The following is a 25823-nucleotide window of genomic DNA, read 5'->3' on the forward strand; positions in this document are numbered from 1 at the left end:
AGCTTAGACAGTGCACGCCACCTTACCGGCGACCGTGCCCCCCTTGGAACGACCAACCGGGGATGCCCCTTTTGTGGGGCATCCCCGGCTGGGAATCGCTCAAGTCATCGAGTTGCCTGATGAATTCAGACGAGCTCGGTGACGGTGCCGCCGGCGGCGGTGATCTTCTCCTTGGCGGAGCCGGAGACGGCGTCGACCGTCACCTGCAGCGCCACGGTGACCTCACCCTGGCCGAGGACCTTGACGAGGCTGTTCTTGCGAACGGCACCCTTGGCGACGAGACCCTCGACGGTGACCTCGCCACCCTCCGGGTACAGCGCGCTCAGCTTGTCGAGGTTCACGACCTGGAACTCGGTCTTGAACGGGTTCTTGAAGCCCTTGAGCTTCGGGAGACGCATGTGGAGGGGCATCTGGCCACCCTCGAAGCGCTCCGGAACCTGGTAACGGGCCTTGGTGCCCTTGGTACCACGACCAGCGGTCTTACCCTTGGACGCCTCACCACGACCCACACGGGTCTTGGCGGTCTTGGCGCCCGGGGCGGGCCGGAGGTTGTGGACCTTCAGCGGGTTGTTCTCCGCCATCTCAGACCTCCTCAACCGTCACGAGGTGGCGGACGGTGTGCACCATTCCGCGGAACTCGGGGCGGTCCTCCTTGACGACCTGCGTGTTGATGCCCTTGAGACCAAGGGAGCGCAGGGTGTCACGGTGGTTCTGCTTGCTACCGATGTACGACTTCACCTGCGTGATCTTGAGCTGCGCCATTACGCACCAGCCCCGGCACGCGCACGGAGAAGAGCCGCGGGAGCGACGTCCTCGAGGGGCAGACCACGGCGAGCCGCGATCTCCTCGGGACGCTGCAGGCCCTTGAGGGCCGCCACGGTCGCGTGCACGATGTTGATCGCGTTGTCGGAGCCCAGGGACTTCGACAGGATGTCGTGAACGCCGGCGCACTCGAGCACGGCACGCACCGGGCCACCGGCGATAACACCGGTACCGGGGGAAGCCGGCTTGAGCAGGACGACGCCCGCGGCCTTCTCGCCCTGGATCGGGTGCGGGATGGTGCCCTGGATACGGGGGACCTTGAAGAAGTGCTTCTTGGCCTCCTCAACACCCTTGGCGATGGCGGCCGGCACCTCCTTGGCCTTGCCGTAACCGACACCTACGGTGCCGTCACCGTCACCCACCACGACGAGCGCGGTGAAGCTGAAGCGACGACCACCCTTGACAACCTTGGCGACACGGTTGATCGCGACAACGCGCTCAACGTATGCGGTCTTCTCGGCGGCAGCGCCACCGTCGCGACCCTTCCGGTCCCGCCGCTCGCCGCCACCGGCACCGCTTCCGCGGCGCTGGGGTCCAGCCATTGGAATTACCTCTCTTCGATTTCCGCTAGCTACGCAGTGACATCAGTCGCTGCGCGACGGGGACTCAGAACTTGAGCCCGGCTTCGCGGGCGGCGTCCGCCAGGGCGGCGATGCGCCCGGCGTACTGGTTACCACCACGGTCGAACACGACAGCCTCGACACCGGCGGCCTTGGCGCGCTCGGCGACCAGGGCGCCGACCGACTTGGCCTGCGCGGACTTGTCGCCCTCGGCACCACGGATCGTGGTGTCCATGGTCGACGCCGACGCCAGGGTGTGACCCTTAACGTCGTCGATGACCTGGGCCACGATGTTGCGGTTCGAACGCGTCACGACCAGGCGCGGGCGCTCGGCCGTACCCGAGATGTGCTTGCGGATACGGATGTGGCGGCGCTTGATAGCCGCACGCTTGTAAGCGTCGCCCTTAGCGATCTTCTGACCGTATGCCATGGCTTACTTACCCGCCTTTCCGACCTTGCGGCGGATGACTTCGCCTTCGTACTTGACGCCCTTGGCCTTGTACGGGTCGGGCTTGCGCAGCTTGCGGATGTTGGCCGCAACCTCGCCGACCTTCTGCTTGTCGATGCCCTCGACCGAAAGCTTGGTCGCGGACTCCACCTTGAAGGTGATGCCCTCGGGGGCCTCGACCAGGATCGGGTGGCTGTAGCCCAGCGAGAACTCCAGGTTGGAGCCCTTCGCGAGCACGCGGTAACCGACACCGCTGATCTCGAGCTTCTTCACGTAACCCTGGGTCACGCCGGTGATCATGTTCGCCACCAGCGTGCGGGACAGGCCGTGCAGGGCCTTGTTCTGACGCTCGTCGTTCGGGCGGGTGACGTTCAGGACGCCGTCCTCACCCTTAGCGATCTCGATCGGCGCAGCGACGGTGTGGGAGAGGGAACCCTTGGGGCCCTTCACCGCGACCGTACGGCCGTCGATGGTGACGTCCACGCCGGCGGGAACCGTGATGGGGAGCTTGCCAATACGCGACATTAGCTATTCCTCCGTTCCCGACTACCAGACGTAGGCGAGGACTTCCCCACCTACGCCCTTCTTGCCTGCCTGCTGGCCGGTGAGCAGACCGTGCGACGTGGAGATGATCGCCACGCCCAGGCCGCCGAGCACCTTCGGCAGATTGGTGGACTTCGCGTAAACCCGGAGACCGGGCTTGGAGATCCGCTTGATGCCCGCGATGGAGCGCTCACGGTTCGGGCCGAACTTCAGCTCGAGGACGAGGTTCTTGCCGACCTCGGCGTCCTCGACCTTCCAGCCCGTGATGAAGCCCTCCTGCTGGAGGATCTCCGCGATGTGAGACTTGATCTTGCTGTGCGGCATCGCCACGGAGTCGTGGTACGCCGAGTTCGCGTTACGCAGACGAGTCAGCATGTCCGCGATCGGATCAGTCATGGTCATGAATTGGCCTTCGGCCTCTCTCGCCGTGGTTTCCTATCTGCGCCATCCCTCTCCCCACTCAGAGGCGGGACGGGTGCGGCGCGGGGACCTACGGCGTAGTAAGTCGGTCAGGGCGGCAGGCGCCCAACCCTCCTAGCCTAAGCCATGGAGAGGTGGGCCACCTACCGACCAGATACTTACCGAGAGCCTCCGGTAATTCCCAAGTCCCTAAGGACAGAGGGGAATTACCAGGAGCTCTTGGTCACGCCCGGCAGCTCGCCACGGTGAGCCATCTCACGAAGGCACACGCGGCAGAGGCCGAACTTGCGGTACACGGAGTGCGGACGGCCGCAGCGCTGGCAGCGGGTGTACGCACGCACACCGAACTTGGGCTTACGAGCAGCCTTGGCAATCAGAGCCTTCTTCGCCATCTCGCTTACGCCTCCTTGAACGGGAAGCCGAGGTGACGGAGAAGGGCACGGCCCTCAGCGTCGTTGGTCGCCGTGGTGACCACGGTGATGTCCATACCCCGGACGCGGTCGATCTTGTCCTGGTCGATCTCGTGGAACATGACCTGCTCCGTGAGACCGAAGGTGTAGTTGCCACGACCGTCGAACTGCTTGGGGGACAGACCACGGAAGTCGCGGATGCGCGGCAGCGCGAGCGACAGGGTGCGGTCCAGGAACTCCCACATGCGGTCGCCACGGAGCGTGACGTGGCAGCCGATCGGCTGACCCTCGCGCAGCTTGAACTGCGCGATGGACTTCCGGGCCTTGGTGATGGCCGGCTTCTGACCCGTGATGGTGGTCAGGTCACGGACGGCACCGTCCATGAGCTTCGAGTCACGGGCGGCGTCGCCGACACCCATGTTGACCACGATCTTGACGAGGCCCGGCGTCTGCATGACGTTCTCGTACGAGAACTCTTCCTGCAGCTTGGCCGCGATCTCCTCGCGGTACTTCGTCTTCAGACGCGGAGTGGTGGTGGTCGTCATCAGATGTCCTCACCCGTCCGCTTGGCAACGCGGATCTTGTTGCCGTCTTCGTCGAAGCGGAAACCGACACGCGTGACGACCTTCTTGCCGTCCTTCTCCACGACCAGCTGGACGTTGGAGACGTGGACGGGGGCCTCGGTGGTCACGATGCCGCCGGCCTGCGAGCCGCTGGCGGTCGGGCCGGCCTTCGTGTGCTTCTTGACCCGGTTGACACCCTCGACCAGGACGCGCTCGTCGCGCGGGTAAGCGGCAATGACCTTGCCCTGCTTGCCCTTGTCCTTACCGGTGATGACCTGGACCAGGTCGCCCTTCTTGATCTTCATGCTTACAGCACCTCCGGCGCGAGCGAGATGATCTTCATGAACTTCTTCTCGCGCAGCTCACGGCCCACCGGGCCGAAGATACGGGTGCCGCGAGGGTCGCCGTCGTTCTTCAGAATGACGGCGGCGTTCTCGTCGAAGCGGATGTACGAGCCGTCGGGACGGCGGCGCTCCTTGACGGTGCGAACGATGACCGCCTTGACGACGTCACCCTTCTTCACGTTGCCACCGGGGATCGCGTCCTTGACGGTGGCGACGATGACGTCACCGATGCCCGCGTAGCGGCGACCCGAGCCACCGAGAACACGAATGGTGAGAATTTCCTTCGCACCCGTGTTGTCGGCGACGCGAAGTCGCGACTCCTGCTGGATCACGTCTATCTCCTGTTTGTCTGCCGGTTCCCGGCAGGGGCTTCTCTCTTACGAGAGGGCCCCTGCCGAGCCTGGCGGAACGAACTCTGAGGAAGTTCCCTCAGAGAATTACTTGGCCTTCTCGAGGATCTCGACGATGCGCCAGCGCTTGGTGGCGGACAGCGGACGCGTCTCCATCAGGAGGACGCGGTCGCCGACACCGGCAGCGTTCTGCTCGTCGTGCGCCTTGAGCTTGTTCGTACGGCGGATGACCTTGCCGTACAGCGCGTGCTTGACCCGGTCCTCGACGGCGACGACGACGGTCTTGTCCATCTTGTCGCTGACGACCAGACCCTCACGGGTCTTGCGGAAACCGCGGTCGGTGTTCGTCTCAGTCACGTTGCTCTCGCTCATCAGGCGCTCTCCACCGTCTCGATGCCCAGCTCGCGCTCACGCATCAGGGTGTAGATCCGCGCGATGTCCTTACGGACGGCCTTCAGCCGACCGTGGTTCTCGAGCTGACCGGTCGCCGCCTGGAAGCGGAGGTTGAACAGCTCTTCCTTGGCCTCGCGGAGCTTGTTGAGGAGCTCCTCGTTGCCCAGCTCGCGCAGCTCGGACGCCTTGGTACCGGCCGACATCACGACTCACCTGCCTCGCGCCGGACGATGCGGCACTTCATCGGAAGCTTGTGAGCAGCGCGGGTGAGCGCCTCACGAGCAGTCTTCTCATTCGGGTACGACAGCTCGAACATGACGCGTCCGGGCTTGACGTTCGCGACCCACCACTCCGGCGAACCCTTACCGGAACCCATGCGGGTCTCGGCAGGCTTCTTGGTGAGGGGGCGGTCCGGGTAGATGTTGATCCAGACCTTGCCGCCACGCTTGATGTGGCGGGTCATCGCGATACGCGCCGCCTCGATCTGGCGGTTGGTGACGTACGCCGGCGTGAGCGCCTGGATGCCGTACTCACCGAACGCAACCTGCGTGCCACCCTTGGACATACCGCTGCGCTTCGGGTGGTGCTGCTTGCGGTGCTTGACCCTACGGGGGATCAGCATTTCGGTCAGGCCTCCGTTCCGGTGCTCTCAGCCGGAGCGGCAGCGGCGGCGGGAGCCTCGGCCTTGGGGGCCTCGGCAGCCGGCGCGGACTGCTGCTGCGGCTTGCGACCGCGACCGCCACGCTCGCCACCACGGCCACCACGGGCCGGGCGGTCGTTGCCGCCACGGGCCGGACGGTTGCCGGCGCGGGCTGCGGCGTTCTCGGCGCGAACCTCGGCGATGTTCTTGACGTCGCCCTTGTAGATCCAGACCTTCACGCCGATACGGCCGAAGGTCGTCTTGGCCTCGAAGAAGCCGTAGTCGACGTTCGCGCGGAGCGTGTGCAGGGGCACACGGCCCTCGCGGTAGAACTCCGAGCGGGACATCTCGGCGCCGCCGAGACGGCCACCACACTGGATCTTGATGCCCTTGGCGCCGGCCTTCATCGACGACTGCATGCTCTTGCGCATGGCACGACGGAAGGAGACGCGGGAGGACAGCTGCTCCGCCACGGCCTGGGCCACGAGCTGAGCGTCGACCTCGGGGTTCTTGACCTCGAGGATGTTCAGCTGGACCTGCTTGCCCGTGAGCTTCTCGAGGTCACCGCGGATGCGGTCGGCCTCGGCGCCACGGCGGCCGATGACGATGCCGGGACGAGCGGTGTGGATGTCCACACGCACGCGGTCACGGGTGCGCTCGATCTCAACCTTCGAGATGCCGGCGCGCTCCATGCCGGACGTCATCATCCGACGGATGGCGACGTCTTCCTTGACGTAGTCCTTGTACAGCTTGTCGGCGTACCACCGGGACTTGAAGTCCGTGGTGATGCCGAGCCGGAACCCGTGCGGGTTTACCTTCTGGCCCATTACCGGGTTCCTTCCTTGCTGCTGACGACCACGGTGATGTGGCTGGTCCGCTTGCGGATCCGGTAGGCACGGCCCTGGGCACGCGGACGGAACCGCTTCAGGGTCGGACCCTCGTCCACAAACGCCTCGCTGATGAACAGCGAAGAGGCGTCCGAGTGGTCGTAGTTGTGTGCAGCGTTGGCGATGGCGCTGTCCAGCACCTTGCCAACCGGCACGCTCGCGGCCTGCGGGGCGAAACGCAGGACCGCCTGAGCCTCCGTGGCATCCATGCCACGGATGAGGTCCACCACGCGGCGGGCCTTCATGGGCGTGACGCGGATGTACCGCGCCTGGGCCCTGGCTTCCATGGTTGTCCCTTCGGTGTAAGTCATAGTCGTTCCACCCCGCGTTAGCGGCGCTTCGACTTCCGGTCGTCCTTGACGTGGCCGCGGAAGGTGCGAGTCGGCGAGAACTCGCCGAGCTTGTGGCCGACCATCGCCTCGGTGACGAACACCGGGATGTGGGTCTTGCCGTTGTGCACCGCGATCGTGTGTCCCAGCATGGCCGGGATGATCATCGAGCGACGGGACCAGGTCTTGATGACGTTCTTGGTACCGGCTTCGTTCTGAGCGTCCACCTTCTTTACGAGGTGGCCGTCAACGAAGGGTCCCTTCTTGAGACTGCGCGGCATCTAAACCCGCTCCTAGCGCTTCTTGTTCGACTTGCGGCGGCGGACGATGTACTTGTTGCTCGCCTTGTTGCGATCACGAGTACGACCCTCCTTCTTGCCCCACGGCGAGACCGGGTGGCGACCACCGGAGGTCTTGCCTTCACCACCACCGTGCGGGTGGTCAACCGGGTTCATGACGACACCACGCACGGTCGGGCGGACGCCCTTCCAGCGCATGCGGCCGGCCTTGCCCCAGTTGATGTTCGACTGCTCGGCGTTGCCGACCTCGCCGATGGTGGCGCGGCAGCGGACGTCGACCAGGCGGATCTCACCAGACGGCATGCGGAGGTGGGCCATGGAGCCCTCCTTCGCGAGCAGCTGCACGGAGGCACCCGCGGAGCGGGCGAACTTCGCGCCGCCGCCGGGCCGCAGCTCGATGGCGTGGATCGTCGTACCGACGGGGATGTTGCGCAGCGCCATGTTGTTGCCGGGCTTGATGTCGGCGCCAGGGCCGTTCTCAACCCGGGCACCCTGACCAAGACCACGCGGGGCCAGGATGTAGCGCTTCTCGCCGTCGGCGTAGTGCAGGAGCGCGATGCGCGCGGTGCGGTTCGGGTCGTACTCGATGTGCGCGACCTTCGCCGGCACGCCGTCCTTGTCGTGACGACGGAAGTCGATCACGCGGTAGGCGCGCTTGTGTCCGCCACCCTGGTGGCGAACGGTGATCCGACCGGCGTTGTTACGGCCGCCCTTGCTGTGCAGCGGGCGAACCAGCGACTTCTCCGGCGTGGACCGCGTTACCTCGACGAAGTCGGCGACGCTGGAGCCACGACGGCCCGGCGTAGTCGGCTTGTACTTGCGGATTCCCATTTCTCAGTCCTCGTCCGATATTCGGACCAGGGCACTCCGTTAGGAGGCCTGGCCGAAGATGTCGATACGGTCGCCCTCAGCAAGGGTCACGATGGCGCGCTTGGTGTCGGCACGCTTGCCGAAACCGGTGCGCGTACGCTTCCGCTTGCCCTGACGGTTGATCGTGTTGACTCCGGTGACCTTGACCGAGAAGACCGCCTCGACGGCCTGCTTGATCTGGGTCTTGTTGGAGCCGGGAGCCACGATGAACGTGTACTTGCCCTCGTCGAGCAGCGCGTACGACTTCTCGGAGACGACCGGCTTGACGAGGACGTCGCGCGGGTCCGAGAAGGACTTGCTCAGCGGGGTGGGCTCAACAGCGATCTTGCCCTCGGTCGCGATGCGCTTCGCCTTGGCGACGCGCGCGGCCTTCGCGGCCTTCGCAGCCTTGGACGCGATGCTCTGGTGACGAATAGCCATCAGGCTTCGCTCCCTTCGGTCTCATTGGCCTTGGGGCCAGACACGAAGGACTCGAAGGCGGCCTTGGTGAAGACCACGTCGTCCGAGACGAGAACGTCGTACGTGTTCAGCTGGCCCGGCTCCAGGATGTGCACCTGGGGCAGGTTGCGGGCGGAGAGCAGCGAAGCCTCGTCCGCGCGGTCGATGACCAGGAGCACGTTCTTGCGCTCGCTGACCTTGCCGAGCAGCGTCTTCGCGGCCTTCGTGGAGATCTCGCCGTCGACCACGTTGGTGACAACGTGGATGCGAGCGTTGCGGGCCCGGTCGGTGAGGGCGTGGCGCAGGGCCGCGGCCTTCATCTTCTTCGGGGTCCGCTGCGAGTAGTCACGCGGCTGCGGGCCGTGCACGACGCCACCGCCGGCGAACTGCGGCGCACGGGTCGAACCCTGGCGCGCGCGGCCGGTGCCCTTCTGGCGGTAAGGCTTCTTGCCACCACCACGGACTTCGCCGCGGCGCTTGGTCTTGTGCGTGCCCTGACGGGCAGCGGCCAGCTGGGCGACGACGACCTGGTGGATCAGCGGGATGCTGATCTTCTCGACGTCGAAGATCTCCGCGGGGAGCTCGACGGTCCCGGCCTTGTCGCCTGCCGGCGAAAGGATGTCAATGGTGCTCATGGGTTACCTCAGGCCCCCTTGGCCGCGGTACGGACCAGGACGAGGCCGCCGTTCGGACCAGGAACTGCGCCCTTGATGAGCAGCAGACCCTTCTCCGCGTCAACGGCGTGGACGGTCAGGTTCTGGGTGGTGACCCGCTCGCTGCCCATGCGACCGGCCATGCGCTGGCCCTTGAACACACGGCCAGGCGTGGCGCAGCCACCGATGGAACCGGGCTTGCGGTGCACGCGGTGGGCACCGTGGGAGGCCTTGCCACCGGCGAAGTTGTGACGCTTCATGACACCGGCGAAGCCCTTGCCCTTGCTCTTGCCGGTGACGTCGACCTTGATACCGGCCTCGAACGTCTCGGCAGTCAGCTCCTGGCCGAGGGTGTACTCGCTGGCACCAGCGGTACGGATCTCGACGAGGTGGCGGCGGGGGGTCACGTCGGCCTTGGCGAAGTGACCCTTGAGGGGCTTGTTCACCTTGCGCGGGTCGATCTCGCCGAAGGCGATCTGGACCGACTCGTAGCCGTCGCTGTCGTTCGTACGGACCTGGGTAACGACGCAGGGTCCGGCCTTGACCACGGTCACCGGGACGACACGGTTGTTCTCGTCCCAGACCTGGGTCATGCCGAGCTTCTCGCCCAGGATGCCCTTGATCTGCTTGGTCATCTTCTCCGCGCCCTTCAGAGCTTGATCTCGATGTCAACGCCGGCCGGAAGGTCCAGGCGCATCAGCGAGTCAACGGTCTTGGGCGTCGGGTCGAGGATGTCGATCAGGCGCTTGTGCGTGCGCATCTCGAAGTGCTCGCGCGAGTCCTTGTACTTGTGCGGCGACTTGATGACGCAGTACACGTTCTTCTCAGTGGGCAGCGGCACCGGGCCCGCGACCGACGCACCAGTACGCGTCACCGTCTCGACGATCTTCTTCGCCGAGGAGTCGATGACCTCGTGGTCGTAGGCCTTGAGCCGGATGCGGATCTTCTGTCCCGCCATGGCTACTTGGTAGTCCTGTCTGTAGAAACGCTCTGGAACCTGGGGGCCCTGTTTCACACTTCCTCCGACCCACGCGGTCGGGCGTGTCGCAGTCCCGCTGACAGAAATCCAGAGAGATTTCCCTGCCGAGGGCTGCGGCCGAAGCCACGTGGACTGGGGGAAGAAACCCACCAGGCGCCTGGCTGAACCCCGCGCTGACGCTTCCCGGAAGATTCCCGTACGTCCGCCCCAGCGCTGCCGCAGAACGGCAGATAGGGCGACGAGTACTGTGGGACTCGCTTCCGGTCCTCCCGGCGGGAGGCGCGCAGCATCGGCACTCAACCGAGCAACCTGGACAGTGTGCCATACGTGGGACGCCGAAGGCCAATCGAGCCGAACTGTCAAGCTGCCACGGCCGGAATCCCGTACTCCATCGCGTACGCAAAACGCAACGCAAAGAGCCCCGCCCACCAGAACGGTGAACGGGGCTCTTCGCTGCGCTCAGTTCAGAGCGACCGGGTCTCCCCGATCTTCAAGCAAGCGAAGCTTACTTGTTGATCTTGGTGACCTGGCCGGCGCCGACGGTCCGGCCACCCTCACGGATGGCGAACTTCAGGCCCTCTTCCATGGCGACGGGCTGGATGAGCTCCACCTTCATCTCGGTGTTGTCACCCGGCATGACCATCTCGGTGCCCTCGGGGAGGGTCACGACGCCGGTCACGTCCGTCGTACGGAAGTAGAACTGCGGACGGTAGTTGTTGAAGAACGGGGTGTGGCGGCCACCCTCGTCCTTCGACAGGATGTAGGCCTGGGCCTCGAACTCGGTGTGCGGCGTGACCGAACCGGGCTTGATGATGACCTGGCCGCGCTCGACGTCCTCGCGCTTGATGCCACGGAGGAGCAGACCGACGTTCTCACCGGCCTGGCCCTCGTCGAGCAGCTTGCGGAACATCTCGATGCCGGTGACCGTGGTGGTGGTCTTCTCGGTCTTGATGCCGATGATGTCGACGGTCTCGTTGACCTTCAGGACACCACGCTCGATACGACCGGTGACGACGGTGCCACGACCGGTGATCGTGAAGACGTCCTCGATCGGCATCAGGAACGGCTTGTCGACGTCGCGCTCGGGCTCCGGGATGGACTCATCCACGGCCTTCATGAGCTCGAGGACCGAGTTGCCCCACTCCTTGTCGCCCTCGAGCGCCTTGAGCGCCGAGACCTTGACGACCGGCAGGTCGTCGCCCGGGAACTCGTACTCGGAGAGGAGCTCACGGACCTCGAGCTCGACGAGCTCCAGGATCTCCTCGTCGTCCACCATGTCGGCCTTGTTCAGGGCGACGACGATGTACGGAACGCCGACCTGGCGGGCCAGGAGCACGTGCTCCTTGGTCTGCGGCATCGGGCCGTCGGTGGCGGCGACCACGAGGATGGCGCCGTCCATCTGCGCGGCACCCGTGATCATGTTCTTGATGTAGTCCGCGTGACCGGGGCAGTCGACGTGGGCGTAGTGACGCGCCTCGGTCTGGTACTCGACGTGCGCGATCGAGATCGTGATACCGCGCTGGCGCTCCTCGGGAGCCTTGTCGATCTGGTCGAAGGCCGAGGCCTCGTTCAGGTCCGGGTACGCGTCGTGCAGCACCTTGGTAATGGCGGCCGTGAGGGTCGTCTTACCGTGGTCAATGTGACCGATGGTGCCGATGTTGACGTGCGGCTTAGTCCGCTCGAACTTCGCCTTCGCCACTGGGTCCTCCTGTGGAGTGGTTCTGTACGCCTTGCTTCATCGGCGCCAGGTGATCTTTGCTGGGAAGCCAGCCGCCGGGATTCTTGCCCTGTGGGGATCGAACCCCGGCGGATGGTGTCAAGCCTAAAGCGTGAACTCGGGTGAGTTACTCGCCCTTGGCCTTCGCGATGATCTCCTCGGCGACGTTCCGCGGAACCTCGGCGTAGGAGTCGAACTGCATTGAGTAGCTTGCGCGACCCGACGTCTTGCTGCGGAGGTCTCCGACGTAGCCGAACATCTCCGAGAGGGGCACGAGGCCCTTCACGACGCGAGCGCCGCTGCGCTCCTCCATGGCCTGGATCTGGCCACGGCGGGAGTTGATGTCACCGATGACATCGCCCATGTAGTCCTCGGGCGTGGTGACCTCGACGGCCATCATCGGCTCGAGCAGCACGGGCTTTGCCTGCCGCGCGGCCTCCTTGAAGGCCTGCGAGCCGGCGATCTTGAAGGCGAGCTCGGAGGAGTCGACCTCGTGGTAGGCACCGTCGAGAAGCGTGACGCGGACGCCCGTCATCTCGTAGCCGGCCAGGATGCCGAACTGCATGGCCTCCTGCGCACCCGCGTCCACCGACGGGATGTACTCCCGGGGGATGCGGCCACCGGTGACCTTGTTCACGAACTCGTACGAAGCGTCGCCGCTGTCGATCGGCTCGATCGCGATCTGCACCTTGGCGAACTGACCGGTACCACCGGTCTGCTTCTTGTGGGTGTAGTCCACGCGCTCGACGGCCCGACGGATCGTCTCGCGGTACGCGACCTGGGGCTTGCCGACGTTCGCCTCGACGCGGAACTCGCGCTTCATGCGGTCGACGAGCACCTCGAGGTGAAGCTCGCCCATACCACCGATGATGGTCTGGCCGGTCTCCTCGTCCGAGTGCACCTGGAAGGAGGGGTCCTCCTCCGAGAGGCGCTGGATGGCGACACCCAGCTTCTCCTGGTCACCCTTGGACTTCGGCTCGATGGCGACCTGGATGACCGGCGCCGGGAAGTCCATGGACTCCAGGATGACCGGCTGCTTGTCGTCACAGAGCGTCTCGCCCGTGGTGGTCTGCTTCAGACCCATGACGGCGACGATGTCACCGGCGCCCACCGACTCGATCTCCTCACGCTTGTTCGCGTGCATGCGGTAGATCTTGCCGATGCGCTCCTTCTTGCCCTTGACGGAGTTCAGCACCGCGGTGCCGGAGTCAAGGCGACCGGAGTAGATCCGGACGAAGGTGAGCTTGCCGAGGTGCGGGTCGCTCGCGATCTTGAACGCGAGGGCCGACAGCGGCTCGTCGTCGGACGGGCGGCGCTTGACGACCGTCTCCGGGTCCTTCACGTCGTGGCCCTCGATGGCCTCGACGTCCAGGGGGGACGGCAGGTAGCGCACGACCGCGTCGAGCAGGGGCTGAACGCCCTTGTTCTTGAACGCGGTGCCACAGAAGACCGGGGTCACCGTGGTGTCCCCGCCCTTGCCGGACGCGATGGTGATACGACGGATCGCGGCGTACAGCTGCTCCTCGGTGGGCTCCTGGCCCTCCAGGTACAGCTCCATGATCTCTTCGTCGTTCTCGGCCACGGCCTCGAGCAGCTTGCCGCGGTACTCCTCGGCAGCCTCGGTGTGCGTGTCCGGGATGTCGACGATGTCGTAGGCCTCGCCCATCTTGGTCTCGGCGGACCAGACGAAGGCCTTCATCGTGACGAGGTCGACGACACCCTTGAAGTCAGCCTCTGCGCCGATGGGCAGCTGCATGACGATCGGGGTCGCACCGAGGCGGTCGACGATCATGTCGACGCAGCGGTGGAACTCGGCACCCGTACGGTCGAGCTTGTTGACGAAGCAGATGCGCGGGACGCCGTAGCGGTCCGCCTGACGCCACACGGTCTCGGACTGCGGCTCAACACCGGCGACGCCGTCGAACACCGTCACGGCACCGTCGAGCACGCGGAGCGAACGCTCCACCTCGACGGTGAAGTCGACGTGGCCCGGGGTGTCGATGATGTTGATGGTGTGGTCGACGTCGTTCAGCGGCCAGTGACAGGTGGTGGCAGCAGAGGTGATCGTGATGCCACGCTCCTGCTCCTGCTCCATCCAGTCCATCGTGGCGGCGCCGTCGTGGACCTCGCCGATCTTGTACGACACACCGGTGTAGAACAGGATCCGCTCGGTGGTCGTCGTCTTGCCCGCGTCGATGTGGGCCATGATGCCGATGTTGCGCACCTTGGCCAGGTCAAGTGAAGTGGTAGCCATGTCGGCTCAGTCTTCTCTCGGTCTCGATGTGGGTAGCGACTACCAGCGGTAGTGCGCGAAGGCCTTGTTGGACTCGGCCATCTTGTGGGTGTCCTCGCGCTTCTTCACAGCGGCACCGAGGCCGTTGGAGGCGTCGAGGAGCTCGTTGAGCAGACGCTCGGTCATGGTCTTCTCGCGACGGGCGCGGGAGTAACCGACCAGCCAGCGCAGGGCGAGCGTGTTCGCACGACCCGGCTTGACCTCGATCGGGACCTGGTAGGTCGCGCCACCGACACGGCGGGACTTGACCTCGAGGGTCGGCTTGATGTTCTCAAGCGCGCGCTTCAGCGTGATGACCGGGTCGTTGCCGGTCTTCTCGCGCAGGCCCTCCATGGCGCCGTACACGATGCGCTCGGCGGTGGAGCGCTTGCCGTTCAGCAGCACCTTGTTGATGAGGGAGGTCACCAGAGGAGAACCGTAGACCGGGTCGATGATGACCGGGCGCTTCGGGGCGGGGCCCTTACGAGGCATTCTTACTTCTCCTTCTTGGCGCCGTAGCGGCTGCGGGCCTGCTTGCGGTTCTTGACACCCTGGGTGTCAAGCGAACCGCGGATGATCTTGTAGCGAACACCCGGCAGGTCCTTCACACGGCCACCACGCACGAGCACGATGGAGTGCTCCTGCAGGTTGTGTCCCTCACCCGGAATGTAGGCCGTGACCTCGATCCCGGAGGTCAGACGCACACGCGCGACCTTACGGAGGGCCGAGTTCGGCTTCTTCGGGGTGGTCGTGAACACACGCGTGCAGACGCCGCGGCGCTGGGGCGAACCCTCGAGTGCGGGCGTCTTGTTCTTCTCGACCTTGTCCTGCCGGCCCTTCCGGACCAGCTGCTGGATCGTAGGCACTACTTCTCCGGTTTCTGTGTGCCGAGTAGTAAAGCTAACCTGGAACGTCGCCGACCCACGCGGTCGGGTGTGTCGAATGCTGCAGACTCCCGCCGCAAGGCGGAAAGAGGCGCAGATTACGGTGGCCGTTCTCGGACTCCCGCAGCGGCAGAGGACACGCGCGCGAGCCCAGGCACACCCCAGGCACAAGGTCTGAGCGTACCTACCTCATCGAGTTCGGTCAAAACAAATGCGGTGGGGGGCGACACGCCGGGCTTTTCGCTCGCGGAACCCGGCCAATCTGACGCGATTTCAGCCGTTCAATGGCCTCGGGCAACCGCTTTCAGCCGTTCCCGGGCGCAGGTCAGCCGGTTTCACTACGTTCGTCGGTCGGCTCGACGATCGGGGGACCCATGACAGCTGCGCAGCCACCCGGCGACGGAGGCCTAGATGACCGGGTGCCGTTCCTCGCCCGTCTGGAGCGGGAGGAACGGTCCGCGCTGCTCGGGCTCGGCAGCCCGATGCCGTTCGCGACCCGAGCCACGCTGATCCGCCAGCACGAGCCGTCCTCACACATCCTGCTGATCCTGCACGGCTGGACCAAGGTGACCGCGGCCGCCGCCAACGGATACGAGGCGCTGCTCGCCCTGCGCGGCCCGGGCGACATAGTCGGCGAGTCCGCCGCGCTGACCGGGCGCCCACGCTCGGCGACGGTCACCGCCCTGGAGCCGGTGCAGGCGGTCGCCGTCGAGCTACGCCAGTTCACCGGCTTCCTCGCCCGCTCTCCCACGGTCTCCTTCGCCCTTCTCGGCCTCACCTCCGACCGGACGCGGGCGGCGGACCGGCGCCGCCTGGAGTTCGCGTCGATGACGGTGCGGGAGCGCTTCGCGGCGCTGCTCCTCGACCTGGCCCGCACTCATGGCGTACGTACGGACGAAGGCATCGAGCTCGCCGTCCCGCTGAGCAAGCAGGAGCTTGCCGGGTCCGTGGGCGCGTCCCGCGAGATGGTGCAGCGGCTGCTCAAGGAGCTGCGGGACCGGGAAGCCGTGGCCACAGGACGGCGTGAGCTGGTGATCAGGCGGCCGGATGTGCTGCGCATGATCGCTCGGGCGGGACAAGCGGGGGCCCGCTGACGCACACCGGACAGGAGCTTCCCGGCCCGGCTCTGTGCACACGGTCACACTTCGAGTGCGTCATCCGCCCTCACGACGGGGACCGCTGCGCCTCCACGCTGCTGGTCAGTCCGGATCCCCGATCGAAGGATGAACATGGCCGAGTCCGTGAGCCGCACGATCCTGCTGTTCGACATCGAGCAGTTCGGCACCAGAGACGATGTCGAGCAGGCCTTTCTCCGACGCATGCTCTACGACGTCGCCGACGGCACCCTCGCCGCGGCCGACGTCAGCGAGACCGCTCGGCTCCGCGCCGACCGGGGTGACTCCGTCGTCGAACTCATCGACGCGAACGTTCCGGTGCCCGGGCTGCTGAAGGCGCTGCTCACCGAGACCCCGATGCTGCTGCACTCCAAGAACCGGCTGATGGCGGGCACCGCGCAGATGCGGCTGCGCATCGTGCTGGCCGCCGGATACGTCACCGTGGACGAGAAAGGGTGGGTCGGCGGGGACCTGAACCACGCCTTCCGCCTGTTGGATGCCGAGCCACTGCGCGCGGCCCTGCGGGCGGGCGCCGGCAGCAGCGTGCTCTGCGTCTCCGACACCGTCTACCAGGGCGTGGTACGCCACGGTCACCACGGCGTACGTCCTGAGGAGTTCCACAAGGTAGCCGTGGAGACCAAGGAAGGGCCCGCCACCGCCTGGCTGCACCAAGTGGCGACGCCCGAGCGGGGCGGCGGCGAGGGCCCCCCGACCGCCGGGGCCTCCTCGCCAGGGCCCTTCTCCTCCGGGCCATCCTCTCCCGGCACCCAGATCATGGGCTCGCAGTACGGAGTGACCGGCGGCCACGTCAACGGCGGCATCACCTTCAACCTGCCCGGCGGAGAGCCGGGTGATCGCAGGTGAGTCAGGAAGAGGCCGCCAAGCCGGCGAAGCCCCCGAAGGGCGAGCGCCCCGAGAAGAGCGAGAAGACGGACAGTGACGCCACCCCGGCGGAGGAGGGTGCCACCGAGGGCGGCAAGGGCCAGGAGCCGGAGCAGGAACCCGAAGAACGGCAACCTGCCTGGGCCGCCCGCCGCGACCTGATCGACCATGCCCCCGACTTCGTCGGCAGCCTGGTCCACGGCGACCAGCTAGGGGTCACCGGCGGCCACATCGCGGGCAACGTCAACATCAACCTCGGTCCGCGAGGCTTCGGAACGGGCTCACGTTCGGTGTCCGGCCAGGTCCGCCGCGAGGGCGTCGAGCGGCTCGCGACCGTCTTCCGGACCTGCCCGAGCTTCGACGCGGCGCTGGAGCGGCTCCGGGACGACCATGTCGTCGTACTCAAGGGCAGCCGCGGCACCGGTCGCGAGTCCGCGGCGCTCATGCTGCTGCATCGGCTCGGTGCGCACCCGATCCAGTCGTTCGAACCAAGCACCGCCCCGGCGGCGCTGCCGGACGCTCTGGAGGACTCACCCGGCTTCCTCCTGCACGAGCTGTCGACCAGCCGCAGCCGTCCGCTCCTCGAACCCCACCTACTGAGCATGCGGGAGAAGCTGCTGCGGCACGGCCGACGGTTCGTGATCACTGTGGACTCGTCGGCGGTACTGGGTGACATCCCCTTCGTCCCATGGGAACCGCCCCCGGTCGAAGACGTTCTCGGTGCCCATGTGACGGCCCTGGTGGGACATGAGGCATGGGAGCGGCTGTGTCGGTTCCCACCGGTCGAGGACTTCCTTGCCCGTACGCACCAACCGGGCGAGACCGAGAAGTTCGCACAGCAGCTCGCCGCCCACCACCGAGGGGAACTCGACGAGGAGGCACTGGCCGACTTCGCGCAGTCGGCTCTGGCGGACCGGGTCTCCGGGTGGCTCACGTCGCCCGAGAAGGAGGGCGGGGACGAACTGCGCGACAAGACGTTCCTCATCGCACTCGCCGTCTTCGACAAGGCTCCGTACGCGATCGCCGCGGAACTCGGCGACAGCCTCTTCGTCGAACTCCAGACGACGGCCAACCCTCATGAGCCGCCCAAGATTCCGATCTTCGGCAGTTCCACGGCATCGCGGCTCGAATTCGCCCACGCCGTCGGCAGTACGCAGGACGAGGTGACCGAATGGGGCCCGGTCTCCCAGTACAGGGCCGAGTTCCAGGACGCGCAGACCGCACGCGTGCTGCTGCACGAGGTCTGGACCGTGCATCCCTCGGCGCGCACCGCCCTGGTGCGCTGGCTCCAGCAGCTCGCGAAGGACGGGCGTCCGCTGGTCCGTACCCGAGCCGCCGCGGCCACGGCGCTCCTCGCCGAGGCCGATCTGCCGTCCACCATGGCGCATCTGATCGAGCCCTGGGCCGGCGGCAGGTCCTACAACGGCTGGCTGACCGCCGCCAACACGCTCAGCCTGGCCAGCCTTCTCGAGGTGCGGGGCGTATCCAGGATTCTGCACTCCTGGTGCACCGGCGATCATCCGAGCCGCCGCTGGACCGCGATCCGCGTCTACGGACTCCTCGGCCCGATGCAGCCGGTGGAGGCGCTGGACGCGCTGCTCGACACCGTACGCCTGGAGAACGACGAGGAAGAGGAGGTGAACCAACTCGCCGAAGCCACCCAGCTGTTGCTGCTCGCGGCCCACGGGCCGGTGCTCCCGCGGCTGGCCCCGCTGGTCCAGGACGACCGGGCGCCGCACGACGAGGCGCTGCACGACCACGCGCTGCGTGCCTTCGGCCTGGCCTGCCGTGAGTCCGAGGAGGGCACGGACCGCCCCCTCGTCCTGAAGTGGTTCGCCGATGCCCGTTCCTCGCCCGACAACGACGAGGACGCACTCGTCGCCGGCCTCTGGCGTGCCGGGCTGCGCGATCGCGCCCACACCGACACGGCTCGGGAGACCTTGCAGCAGTGGGTTCGAGCGGCGGAGCACGACCTGTACACCGAGCAGTCCTTGACGCCGCTGCTGGCCGCCCTCGCCGATACCGACACCGACCGGCAACGCGTCGACCACCTCCTGCGCACGGTGCTCGACGCCGACGGCAGCCCTCTGAACGTCGCTCGCCGCCTGATGACAGCTGTCACAGCGCACTCATGACCTGGAAAGGAGGCCCGCCATGACGAACAGCCGGGACCATCTCGAAGCCCAGGCACTCCGGTGGCTCCGCGAGGCGTCGACGCCACCCGAGACGTCCCATGCCCCCGCCTCACGTGAGCCGCAGCCCCAGCCCCACCTGAACGAGTGGCCGGGCCCCGACCACATGAACGACCTGGGGAGCCGTCCAGGCCAGACCAGCCAGCCCACCGGGCTGATCGATCCCGTGCTCGCCGTGCGCCGGCTGTCGCGCTACGAGATCCCCGGCCGCCGATATCTGGGGCGCGCCGACTGCGCTCTCGTGGTCGCCGGGGCCGACGACGCGTACGAGACATACCTGCCGCCCCGGCGGCCCTTGAGCCTGCGCGGCCGAACCGCCGTGTACGAGGTCGATCTGGGGGTTCATCCGCTGCGCCTGCGCACCCGTCTGCCCAGCGAGATCGACACGTTCGAGTTCGACACCACCTTCGACCTCACCTGGCAGGTGACCGATCCGGAGTCCTTCGTCGTCAGCCAGGAACGCGACATCCCGGCCTTACTGAACCGTGTGCTCCACCGCTTGCTGCGACCCGTGACCCGGGGGTTCGCCATCTCCTCCAGTGCTGCTGCCGAGGCCACCGTCCAGCAGGTGCTCGACTCATCCGGCGACCACGTGTCACGCCAGGGAGTCCGGTTCGGCGGCACGGTCCGGCTGCGGCGCGATCCCGACGCGCGTGCGCAACAGGGGCGCCTGCGCGCGGCGGAGTACAACGCCGCGGCCGCGTGGTCCGAACACGAGGTGGAGCGGCTCCGGCTGGAACAGCAGCAACAACTCCAGGCGCAGAAAATCGAGTTCTACCGCCACCATCTGGCCAAGGGAGGGCTCGACGCCCTTCTCCTCCATCTGTCCGAGCACGCGCAGGACACTCACTTGGTCGTCGAGAATCTGCGCGCCGACGAGAAGAGGACGATCGAGAACCAGCTTGAGCTCATCGACCGGGTCCTGCCTGACGAGACCCTGGAGAAGTACCAACGGGAGGAACCCCAGCAGCTGGTGCTCGCGCTGTTCAGGTCCATCTTCACACAAGCGATGGGGGACCCGGCTTTCGCTCGGCAGGAGAATCCGCCGGCCAAGGCGACCAGCATCTCCGTCGAGCATCCCGACTCCCCGGCGGCGTCCGCGTGAGCGCCGAGGAGTCCAGATCCGGTGCTCGGCTGCTCTCCGAGATCCGGGCCGAGATCGGCCGCGCCGACAGCAAGGCCGCCGTGTTGATCGGTGCCATCGCCATGGCGGTGGGGCTTCTCGGTGGTCTCGTCGTCGCCCGTGGCTGGGACCCGGCTCGGCTCTCCCTCCCCTGGGCCGTCGTCTGGTGGAGCGGGATCTGCGGGTTGACGGCATCCCTGCTCTCGACGCTCGTCGCGGTCCTGCCGCGCTACGACAAGAGCGTCTGGGAACCCGGCCTGCCTCTCGGCTACTTCGGCGACGTCCGGCGCGCCGCCGATTCGGGCGCCCTGGCACAAGCCCTGAGGGAGGCCGACCGCAACCCGACCCCCCTGCTCGTGACCGCCCTCGCGGCGACCAGCCGGATCGCCGCACACAAACACCTGTGGATACGCGTCGGACTCGTGGCCCTAGGGGCGGCGACTCTGCTGCTGCCGGCGGCCCTGCTGCTCGGCTGAGGAATCCCGTGCCGATGGAAGGAGCACCATGTCCCAGCCGTACGAACCGGAGTACCCCGAACACGATCCGGCGGCGTCACCCCGCTACCCCGAGCCGCTCTCCGCACCATCGCCGCGCCCACCCGATGCCTTGCGGACACCGGCAGCGCATCCGGCGTCACAGGCTCCGCAAGCACCCCGAATACCCGATGCCTCAGAGATACCGGCGACCGTGCGCGCCCAGGACCCCGAGGCCCACGTCCCGCACACCGGTCGTGTCCACATAGCGGCTCGCCGCGGGGGTACCGACGCCCTCGCCGTCGGATCGCTGGCACTCCATCTGCCGCATGCCGCGGCCAGCCTCTTGGTCGTGGCATGCCTGGCCTACGCGCTGGAGGGCGCGACCGGCATTCCGCTCTGGGCCACGGTCGCCGGGTGGCTGCTCAGCGGTGCTCTGGTCTTCCACCGCCCGACAGAAGCGTTCCTGGCCCGCCATGTCTTCGGCCACCGTCCACCATCCCTCGTCGAGAGTGGTCAACTGGAGCCGCTCTGGCGCGACGTCACGGCCCGCTTCGGCGCGGACGCGGCCACGTACCAGCTCTGGATCGCCGAGAGCGAGGATCTCAACGCGGAGGCCGCAGCGGGACGCATCGTGACCGTCACCTCGGCGGCACTGCGGCTACCGCCCGGCCAGCTCGCGGCAGTGCTCGCCCATGAACTCAGCCACCATGTCGCGGGACACTCCTGGTCCGCGCTCCTGAGCAACTGGTACGCCCAGCCCGGGCGGCTGCTCTGGCGGGCGCTGCGGGCCCTGCACCAGCTCACGCTTCCCCATCGGCACCACGAGGCCAAGGAAGCCAACCGCCGGCTCATCCTGCTGGCGATCCTGATCGCACTGGTACTGCTCTATCTGTTCCCCTGGCTGCTGCTGCCGGCGCTCACTCCATGGCTGCTCGCCGCGGTGAACAGGCGTGCCGAACTGCGCGCCGACCGGGCCGCGGCCCTGCGCGGCTTCGGCCCCCAGCTGGTCACGGTGCTGCAGCGCTTCATCACCGACGAGGAAGCCTCGAAGCGGCCCACCCCGGCCCACCGCTCCGGCCGTCTTCTCCCGGCGCCTTCCCTGCTCTCCTCCAAGCCGGACCACCACACCCGGCTGCAGCAACTCCAGCGCTATCTCCAACAACCCGGCCACTGAAGAACGCCGAAGGGCGGCCACCCCGCAAAAGCGAGGTGACCGCCCTTCAACAAACCCAGGTCTTACTGGTTGTAAGGCCCGTAGTCGTAGTCCTCAAGCGGAACAGCCTGACCCGACCCCGTCCCGAAGGGCGAGTAGTCGATGTCGTCGTAGCCGACCGCCGAGTACATCGCGGCCTTGGCCTCCTCGGTCGGCTCCACCCGGATGTTGCGGTAGCGGGACAGGCCCGTACCGGCCGGGATGAGCTTACCGATGATGACGTTCTCCTTCAGGCCGATCAGGGAGTCGGACTTGGCGTTGATCGCCGCGTCCGTCAGGACCCTGGTCGTCTCCTGGAAGGAGGCCGCGGACAGCCACGACTCCGTCGCCAGCGAGGCCTTGGTGATACCCATCAGCTGCGGACGGCCGGAGGCCGGGTGGCCGCCTTCCGTGACCACACGACGGTTCTCGGTCTCGAACTTCGAGCGCTCGACGAGCTCGCCCGGCAGCAGCTCCGCGTCGCCGGACTCGATGATCGTCACGCGGCGCAGCATCTGCCGGATGATGATCTCGATGTGCTTGTCGTGGATCGACACACCCTGCGAGTTGTAGACCTTCTGGACCTCGCCGACCAGGTGGACCTGGACCGCGCGCTGACCGAGGATCCGCAGCACGTCGTGCGGGTTGGTCGCACCGAAGGTGAGCTTCTGGCCCACCTCGACGTGGTCGCCCTCGTGCACCAGGACCTTGGCACGCTTCGAGATCGGGAACGCCGTCTCGTCGCTGCCGTCGTCCGGGGTGACGACGAGCTTCTTGGTCTTCTCGGTCTCCTCGATACGGACGCGGCCCGCCGCCTCCGAGATCGGGGCGACACCCTTGGGCGTACGAGCCTCGAAGAGCTCGACGACACGGGGCAGACCCTGGGTGATGTCGTCACCGGCCACACCACCGGTGTGGAAGGTACGCATCGTCAGCTGCGTACCGGGCTCACCGATGGACTGGGCGGCGATGATGCCGACCGCCTCACCGATGTCGACCAGCTTGCCGGTGGCGAGCGAGCGGCCGTAGCAGAAGGCACAGGTGCCGACCGCCGACTCACAGGTCAGGACCGAGCGGGTCTTGACCTCCTCGACGCCGTTGGCGACCAGGGCGTCGATCAGGACGTCACCGAGGTCGACATTCGCCGGCGCGATGACCTTGCCGTCGATGACGACGTCCTCGGCCAGCATGCGGGCGTACACGGACGTCTCGACGTTCTCCGTCTTGCGGAGCACGCCGTCCTCGCCCTTGACCGCGATCTTCAGCTTCAGACCGCGCTCAGTGCCACAGTCCTCCTCGCGGATGATCACGTCCTGCGAGACGTCCACCAGACGACGGGTCAGGTAACCCGAGTCGGCGGTACGCAGGGCCGTGTCCGCAAGACCCTTACGGGCACCGTGCGTCGAGATGAAGTACTCGAGGACGGAGAGGCCCTCACGGAAGGACGCCTTAATCGGACGCGGGATCGTCTCGTTCTTCGCGTTCGACACCAGACCACGCATACCGGCGATCTGACGCATCTGCATCATGTTTCCTCGGGCACCCGAGTCAACCATCATGAAGATGGGGTTCGTCTTCGGGAAGTTCGCGTTCATCGCCTCGGCAACCTCGTTGGTCGCCTTGGTCCAGATCGCGATGAGCTCCTGCGTGCGCTCGTCCTTGGTGATCAGACCGCGCTCGTACTGCTTCTGGACCTTCTCGTCCTGGGCCTCGTAGCCCGCGACGATCTCCTTCTTGGCCTCGGGGACCACGACGTCGGAGATGGCCACGGTGACGCCGGAACGGGTCGCCCAGAAGAAGCCCGCCGCCTTCAGGTTGTCGAGCGTCGCCGCCACGATGACCTTGGGGTAGCGCTCGGCCAGGTCGTTGACGATCTCGGAGAGCTGCTTCTTGCCCACCGAGTAGTCGACGAACGGGTAGTCCTCGGGCAGCAGCTCGTTGAAGAGCGCACGGCCCAGCGTCGTACGGAGACGGAAGCTGTCGCCCTGCTGGTACTCCTGCTCCCCCTCCTCGACGGCCGGCGGGGTCCAGCCGCGCGGCGGGATGGTGCCCACCGGGAAGCGGATGTCGACCTTCGCCTGGAGCGAGAGCTCCTTGGCGTCGAACGCCATGATCGCCTCGGCCGTCGAGCCGAAGGACCGGCCGTCGCCGATGACCTTGCGCTCTTCCTCGTCCGTGGTGAGGAAGAAGAGGCCCAGGACCATGTCCTGCGTCGGCATGGTGACGGGGCGGCCGTCTGCCGGCTTCAGGATGTTGTTCGAGGACAGCATCAGGATGCGGGCCTCGGCCTGCGCCTCCGCGGAGAGCGGCAGGTGCACGGCCATCTGGTCACCGTCGAAGTCCGCGTTGAACGCGGTGCAGACGAGCGGGTGAATCTGGATGGCCTTGCCCTCGACCAGCTGCGGCTCGAAGGCCTGGATGCCGAGGCGGTGCAGCGTGGGCGCACGGTTCAGCAGAACCGGGTGCTCCGCGATGACCTCTTCGAGGACGTCGTACACGACCGTGCGGCCGCGCTCGACCATCCGCTTGGCCGACTTGATGTTCTGCGCGTGGTTCAGGTCGACCAGGCGCTTCATCACGAACGGCTTGAAGAGCTCCAGCGCCATGGCCTTCGGCAGACCACACTGGTGCAGCTTCAGCTGCGGACCGACGACGATCACGGAACGCGCGGAGTAGTCCACACGCTTGCCGAGCAGGTTCTGACGGAATCGACCCTGCTTGCCCTTGAGCATGTCGGACAGCGACTTCAGCGGACGGTTGCCGGGGCCCGTCACCGGGCGGCCACGACGGCCGTTGTCGAAGAGCGCGTCGACGGCCTCCTGGAGCATGCGCTTCTCGTTGTTCACGATGATCTCGGGGGCACCGAGGTCGAGAAGGCGCTTCAGGCGGTTGTTGCGGTTGATCACGCGGCGGTACAGGTCGTTCAGGTCGGAGGTCGCGAAGCGGCCACCGTCCAGCTGCACCATCGGACGCAGGTCCGGCGGAATCACGGGGACACAGTCGAGCACCATGCCCTTGGGGCTGTTGCTCGTCTGCAGGAACGCGGAGACGACCTTGAGGCGCTTGAGCGCACGGGTCTTCTTCTGGCCCTTGCCGGTACGGATGATCTCGCGGAGGCGCTCGGCCTCCTCGTCGAGGTCGAAGGACTCCAGGCGCTTCTGCAGCGCCGCGGCACCCATCGAACCGTCGAAGTACGTGCCGAAGCGGTCACGCAGCTCGCGGTAGAGCAGCTCGTCGCCCTCGAGGTCCTGGACCTTGAGGTTCTTGAAGCGGTTCCAGACCTCGTCGAGACGGTCGATCTCGCGCTGCGCACGGTCACGCAGCTGCTTCATCTCACGCTCGGCACCTTCGCGCACCTTGCGGCGTACGTCGGCCTTGGCACCCTCGGCCTCGAGCTCGGCCAGGTCGGTCTCGAGCTTCTTGGCGCGGGCCTCCAGGTCGGAGTCGCGACGGTTCTCGACCTGCTGGCGCTCCACGGAGACGTGCGCCTCCAGGGAGGGCAGGTCGCGCGTACGGCGCTCCTCGTCCACGAACGTGATCATGTACGCCGCGAAGTAGATGACCTTCTCGAGGTCCTTCGGGGCGAGATCGAGCAGGTAGCCGAGGCGCGACGGGACGCCCTTGAAGTACCAGATGTGCGTGACGGGGGCGGCCAGCTCGATGTGGCCCATCCGCTCACGACGCACCTTGGCGCGAGTGACCTCGACGCCGCAGCGCTCGCAGATGATGCCCTTGAAGCGGACACGCTTGTACTTACCGCAGTAGCACTCCCAGTCCCGGGTCGGACCGAAGATCTTCTCGCAGAAGAGTCCGTCCTTTTCGGGCTTGAGGGTGCGGTAGTTAATGGTCTCGGGCTTCTTGACCTCGCCGTGGCTCCACTGACGGATGTCGTCAGCGGTGGCCAGACCGATCCGGAGCTCATCGAAGAAGTTGACGTCGAGCACTATGCGTCAATCCCTCTCAGGGTTGTAAGTCTGTGGTCTGAAACGGGGGTCTTGGGGCCGGTGGAGCCCAGCGGTGCC

33 protein-coding genes are annotated in these 25823 nt (G+C 66.6%); 6 read left to right on the plus strand and 27 right to left on the minus strand.

Features of this window, described 5'->3' with window-relative positions; genetic code table 11:
* Positions 1-125 precede the first annotated feature (125 nt).
* The 25 genes from rplO to rpsL form a co-directional block, all read right to left on the minus strand.
* Entirely contained in the window at positions 126-581 is a 456-nt protein-coding gene (gene rplO, locus ACIBKX_RS12725) for a 50S ribosomal protein L15 (protein ID WP_363272938.1), read from the minus strand.
* A 1-nt stretch (position 582) separates the two neighbouring features.
* Entirely contained in the window at positions 583-762 is a 180-nt protein-coding gene (gene rpmD / locus ACIBKX_RS12730; RefSeq protein ID WP_052580766.1) for a 50S ribosomal protein L30, read from the minus strand.
* The gene (gene rpsE, locus ACIBKX_RS12735) at positions 762-1364 is read right to left on the minus strand and encodes a 30S ribosomal protein S5 (protein WP_135332562.1); all 603 of its coding nucleotides are present in this window, start codon (positions 1362-1364) and stop codon (positions 762-764) included. Before rpsE ends, rpmD begins: the two co-directional genes overlap by 1 nt.
* Before the next feature lie 64 nt (positions 1365-1428).
* Entirely contained in the window at positions 1429-1812 is a 384-nt protein-coding gene (rplR, locus tag ACIBKX_RS12740; RefSeq protein WP_363272936.1) for a 50S ribosomal protein L18, read from the minus strand.
* A gap of 3 nt (positions 1813-1815) precedes the next feature.
* On the minus strand, positions 1816-2355 hold the full coding sequence (gene rplF, locus ACIBKX_RS12745) for a 50S ribosomal protein L6 (protein WP_363272935.1): 540 nt from the start codon (positions 2353-2355) through the stop codon (positions 1816-1818).
* Positions 2356-2376: 21 nt separating this feature from the next.
* Complete coding sequence (gene rpsH, locus ACIBKX_RS12750; RefSeq protein WP_030359017.1) at positions 2377-2775, minus strand: 30S ribosomal protein S8; 399 nt, start codon at positions 2773-2775, stop codon at positions 2377-2379.
* Between the two features lie 224 nt (positions 2776-2999).
* Positions 3000-3185, minus strand: coding sequence for a type Z 30S ribosomal protein S14 (locus ACIBKX_RS12755; RefSeq protein ID WP_003956452.1), 186 nt, complete (start codon positions 3183-3185; stop codon positions 3000-3002).
* Between the two features lie 5 nt (positions 3186-3190).
* Positions 3191-3748: a 50S ribosomal protein L5 gene (gene rplE / locus ACIBKX_RS12760; protein WP_135332558.1), complete on the minus strand. Its 558-nt coding sequence runs from the start codon at positions 3746-3748 to the stop codon at positions 3191-3193.
* Complete coding sequence (gene rplX / locus ACIBKX_RS12765) at positions 3748-4071, minus strand: 50S ribosomal protein L24 (protein WP_363272934.1); 324 nt, start codon at positions 4069-4071, stop codon at positions 3748-3750. Before rplX ends, rplE begins: the two co-directional genes overlap by 1 nt.
* A 2-nt stretch (positions 4072-4073) precedes the next feature.
* On the minus strand, positions 4074-4442 hold the full coding sequence (rplN, locus tag ACIBKX_RS12770; RefSeq protein WP_003974257.1) for a 50S ribosomal protein L14: 369 nt from the start codon (positions 4440-4442) through the stop codon (positions 4074-4076).
* A 105-nt stretch (positions 4443-4547) separates the two neighbouring features.
* Positions 4548-4832 (minus strand): 30S ribosomal protein S17, encoded by a 285-nt coding sequence (gene rpsQ, locus ACIBKX_RS12775; protein ID WP_360768521.1) that lies wholly within the window; start codon positions 4830-4832, stop codon positions 4548-4550.
* A complete protein-coding gene (gene rpmC / locus ACIBKX_RS12780; RefSeq protein WP_010036720.1) occupies positions 4832-5056 on the minus strand; it encodes a 50S ribosomal protein L29 in 225 nt (74 codons plus the stop codon). Before rpmC ends, rpsQ begins: the two co-directional genes overlap by 1 nt.
* Complete coding sequence (gene rplP / locus ACIBKX_RS12785) at positions 5056-5475, minus strand: 50S ribosomal protein L16 (protein WP_135332557.1); 420 nt, start codon at positions 5473-5475, stop codon at positions 5056-5058. Before rplP ends, rpmC begins: the two co-directional genes overlap by 1 nt.
* Positions 5476-5480: 5 nt before the next feature.
* Entirely contained in the window at positions 5481-6320 is an 840-nt protein-coding gene (rpsC, locus tag ACIBKX_RS12790; protein WP_363272933.1) for a 30S ribosomal protein S3, read from the minus strand.
* Complete coding sequence (gene rplV / locus ACIBKX_RS12795) at positions 6320-6667, minus strand: 50S ribosomal protein L22 (RefSeq protein WP_135332555.1); 348 nt, start codon at positions 6665-6667, stop codon at positions 6320-6322. The genes rpsC and rplV overlap by 1 nt, the downstream gene beginning before the upstream one ends.
* A gap of 41 nt (positions 6668-6708) precedes the next feature.
* Positions 6709-6990, minus strand: a complete 282-nt coding sequence (rpsS, locus tag ACIBKX_RS12800) for a 30S ribosomal protein S19 (RefSeq protein ID WP_360768516.1) — start codon at positions 6988-6990, stop codon at positions 6709-6711.
* Positions 6991-7002: 12 nt separating this feature from the next.
* Complete coding sequence (gene rplB, locus ACIBKX_RS12805; RefSeq protein WP_135332553.1) at positions 7003-7839, minus strand: 50S ribosomal protein L2; 837 nt, start codon at positions 7837-7839, stop codon at positions 7003-7005.
* Positions 7840-7878: 39 nt separating this feature from the next.
* Complete coding sequence (rplW, locus tag ACIBKX_RS12810; protein ID WP_055553493.1) at positions 7879-8298, minus strand: 50S ribosomal protein L23; 420 nt, start codon at positions 8296-8298, stop codon at positions 7879-7881.
* Positions 8298-8951, minus strand: coding sequence for a 50S ribosomal protein L4 (rplD, locus tag ACIBKX_RS12815; RefSeq protein WP_363272932.1), 654 nt, complete (start codon positions 8949-8951; stop codon positions 8298-8300). Before rplD ends, rplW begins: the two co-directional genes overlap by 1 nt.
* An 8-nt stretch (positions 8952-8959) precedes the next feature.
* Positions 8960-9604, minus strand: a complete 645-nt coding sequence (gene rplC / locus ACIBKX_RS12820; RefSeq protein ID WP_055564825.1) for a 50S ribosomal protein L3 — start codon at positions 9602-9604, stop codon at positions 8960-8962.
* Positions 9605-9618: 14 nt separating this feature from the next.
* Positions 9619-9927, minus strand: a complete 309-nt coding sequence (rpsJ, locus tag ACIBKX_RS12825) for a 30S ribosomal protein S10 (RefSeq protein ID WP_003948644.1) — start codon at positions 9925-9927, stop codon at positions 9619-9621.
* A gap of 526 nt (positions 9928-10453) precedes the next feature.
* Positions 10454-11647 (minus strand): elongation factor Tu, encoded by a 1194-nt coding sequence (tuf, locus tag ACIBKX_RS12830; RefSeq protein WP_363272931.1) that lies wholly within the window; start codon positions 11645-11647, stop codon positions 10454-10456.
* A 145-nt stretch (positions 11648-11792) separates the two neighbouring features.
* A complete protein-coding gene (fusA, locus tag ACIBKX_RS12835) occupies positions 11793-13919 on the minus strand; it encodes an elongation factor G (RefSeq protein ID WP_363272930.1) in 2127 nt (708 codons plus the stop codon).
* Positions 13920-13958: 39 nt separating this feature from the next.
* Positions 13959-14429 carry a 30S ribosomal protein S7 gene (gene rpsG / locus ACIBKX_RS12840; RefSeq protein ID WP_003974303.1) on the minus strand — a complete coding sequence of 157 codons (471 nt, stop codon included), beginning with the start codon at positions 14427-14429 and terminating at the stop codon, positions 13959-13961.
* 2 nt (positions 14430-14431) lie between these two features.
* A complete protein-coding gene (rpsL, locus tag ACIBKX_RS12845; protein WP_003948652.1) occupies positions 14432-14803 on the minus strand; it encodes a 30S ribosomal protein S12 in 372 nt (123 codons plus the stop codon).
* 392 nt (positions 14804-15195) lie between these two features.
* On the opposite strand from rpsL, the gene ACIBKX_RS12850 reads away from it, so the two are divergent.
* From ACIBKX_RS12850 to ACIBKX_RS12870, 5 genes are all read left to right on the plus strand, one after another.
* Entirely contained in the window at positions 15196-15915 is a 720-nt protein-coding gene (locus tag ACIBKX_RS12850; RefSeq protein WP_363272929.1) for a Crp/Fnr family transcriptional regulator, read from the plus strand.
* Between the two features lie 135 nt (positions 15916-16050).
* Positions 16051-16800 (plus strand): hypothetical protein, encoded by a 750-nt coding sequence (locus tag ACIBKX_RS12855; RefSeq protein WP_363272928.1) that lies wholly within the window; start codon positions 16051-16053, stop codon positions 16798-16800.
* Positions 16797-18953: a hypothetical protein gene (locus ACIBKX_RS12860; protein WP_363272926.1), complete on the plus strand. Its 2157-nt coding sequence runs from the start codon at positions 16797-16799 to the stop codon at positions 18951-18953. The genes ACIBKX_RS12855 and ACIBKX_RS12860 overlap by 4 nt, the downstream gene beginning before the upstream one ends.
* 19 nt (positions 18954-18972) lie before the next feature.
* A complete protein-coding gene (locus ACIBKX_RS12865; RefSeq protein ID WP_363272924.1) occupies positions 18973-20115 on the plus strand; it encodes a hypothetical protein in 1143 nt (380 codons plus the stop codon).
* Positions 20112-20609 carry a Pycsar system effector family protein gene (locus ACIBKX_RS12870; RefSeq protein WP_363272923.1) on the plus strand — a complete coding sequence of 166 codons (498 nt, stop codon included), beginning with the start codon at positions 20112-20114 and terminating at the stop codon, positions 20607-20609. The genes ACIBKX_RS12865 and ACIBKX_RS12870 overlap by 4 nt, the downstream gene beginning before the upstream one ends.
* A 193-nt stretch (positions 20610-20802) precedes the next feature.
* On the opposite strand, the gene ACIBKX_RS12875 is transcribed toward ACIBKX_RS12870, so the two are convergent.
* On the minus strand, positions 20803-20937 hold the full coding sequence (locus tag ACIBKX_RS12875) for a hypothetical protein (protein ID WP_363272922.1): 135 nt from the start codon (positions 20935-20937) through the stop codon (positions 20803-20805).
* 21 nt (positions 20938-20958) lie between these two features.
* Between ACIBKX_RS12875 and ACIBKX_RS12880 the strand changes: the two genes are divergently transcribed.
* On the plus strand, positions 20959-21783 hold the full coding sequence (locus tag ACIBKX_RS12880; protein WP_363272921.1) for a M48 family metalloprotease: 825 nt from the start codon (positions 20959-20961) through the stop codon (positions 21781-21783).
* A gap of 62 nt (positions 21784-21845) precedes the next feature.
* Here ACIBKX_RS12880 and ACIBKX_RS12885 read toward each other — a convergent pair whose 3' ends face one another.
* Entirely contained in the window at positions 21846-25745 is a 3900-nt protein-coding gene (locus tag ACIBKX_RS12885) for a DNA-directed RNA polymerase subunit beta' (RefSeq protein ID WP_363272920.1), read from the minus strand.
* Between the last annotated feature and the right edge of the window lie 78 nt (positions 25746-25823).

It is taken from the genome of Streptomyces sp. NPDC050658 (assembly GCF_044457025.1).
Taxonomy (GTDB): Bacteria; Actinomycetota; Actinomycetes; order Streptomycetales; family Streptomycetaceae; genus Streptomyces.